Source organism: Paenibacillus maysiensis, from assembly GCF_000520815.1.
GTDB lineage: Bacteria > Bacillota > Bacilli > Paenibacillales > Paenibacillaceae > Paenibacillus > Paenibacillus maysiensis.
The window spans coordinates 1-1,593 of sequence record NZ_ASRY01000110.1 but is presented as its reverse complement, the minus strand read 5'-3'; the positions used below and the strand labels follow the sequence as shown (position 1 = coordinate 1,593).

Genomic DNA, 1,593 nt, shown 5'->3' with positions numbered 1-1,593 from the left:
CGCAGGCCGCGAATACGTGGCGCCGCGCACCGAACTTGAGGCGAAGCTGGCCGCCATTTGGCAGGATGTGCTTGTTCGGGAGAAGGCGGTAGGCGTAACGGACAACTTCTTCGACCTCGGCGGACACTCTCTGCGGGCGACGACGCTTGTCAGCAAAATGCATAAGGAGCTAGGCGTTGAATTCCCGCTTCGCGACGTATTCCGCTACTCGACGGTTGAGGAAATGGCCGCGGCTATGGAGCGGCTGGAGATCGGCTCGTTCACGGCTATTCCGGCTGCGGAACCTAGCGAGTATTATCCGCTCTCTTCCGCTCAGAAACGTCTCTATATCTTGAACCAGCTGGAAGGAGCCGAACTGAGCTACAACATACCGGGAGCTATGCTGCTCGAAGGGGAGCTCGACCGGCAGCGGTTTGAAGAAGCGTTCCGCGGGCTCGTAGCTCGTCATGAAACGCTGCGTACCGGTTTTGAGATGGTAAAAGGCGAAGCGGTTCAGCGGATTTACGAAGAAGCCGCCTTCCATGTGGAATATGTGCAGATCAGCGGGGAGCAGGCGGAAGAAACGGTGCGCCAATTCGTTCGTCCGTTTGATCTAGCGAAGCCGCCACTTCTGCGGGTAGGCCTTGCCGAACTGGTGCCGGATCGGCACATTCTAATGTTCGATACGCATCATATCGTATCTGACGGCGTTTCGATTGACGTACTGATCGAAGAGTTCGTCCGCTTGTACAGCGGGGAGCAGTTGGAGCCGCTCCGCATTCAGTACAAAGATTATGCGGTATGGCAGCAATCGGACGAGCAGAAAGCTCAGCTTGCCAAGCAGGAAGCCTACTGGCTCGACATGTTCCGCGGAGAGCTGCCGGTTTTGGAATTGCCGACGGACTATCCGCGCCCGGCTATGCAGAGCTACGAGGGCCGCACGCTGCAATTGTTTATGCATAGCGAGAAAAGCGAGGGTCTGAAACGGCTTGCAGCCGAGAACGGCGCAACGCTTTACATGGTTCTGCTTGCTGGTTATACAATATTATTGCATAAATATACAGGGCAAGAAGACGTGGTGGTCGGTACGCCGATTGCGGGAAGAAATCACAGCGACGTTCAGCCGCTGATCGGGATGTTCGTCAATACCCTGGCCATCCGCAGTTATCCGGCTGCCGGTAAGACGTTTCTTGACTACTTGAAGGAAATCAAGGAGACGACGCTGGGCGCTTTTGAACATCAGAATTATCCGTTTGAGGAACTGGTGGATAAGGTGAACGTGGCTCGTGATTTACGCCGCAATCCGCTGTTCGATACGATGTTTGCTTTGCAGAATACAGAGAATTTGGAAATCCAGCTTCCCGGACTCCATTTGTCGACGTATGCCAGCGAAGAAATTGTTTCTAAATTCGATCTCAGCTTGGACGTCACGGAGATCGAGGAAGGCTTGGAATATCTGTTTGAATACGCCACTGCTCTTTATAAAACCGAAACGGTGGAGAAATTGGCCGCTCACTACTTGCAGCTGCTTGAATCCATTCTCCGCAACCCGTCGGCGACTATTGCCGAGCTGGGCATTTTGACACCGGCGGAAAAAGAGCAAATTCTCGGCGT

General features: G+C 54.0%; 1 protein-coding gene. It reads left to right on the top strand.

Annotation, left to right across the window (positions count from 1 at the left end; genetic code table 11):
- The coding region (locus L696_RS28355) for a condensation domain-containing protein (RefSeq protein WP_245233314.1) at window positions 1-1,593 on the top strand (1,593 nt) is incomplete at both ends.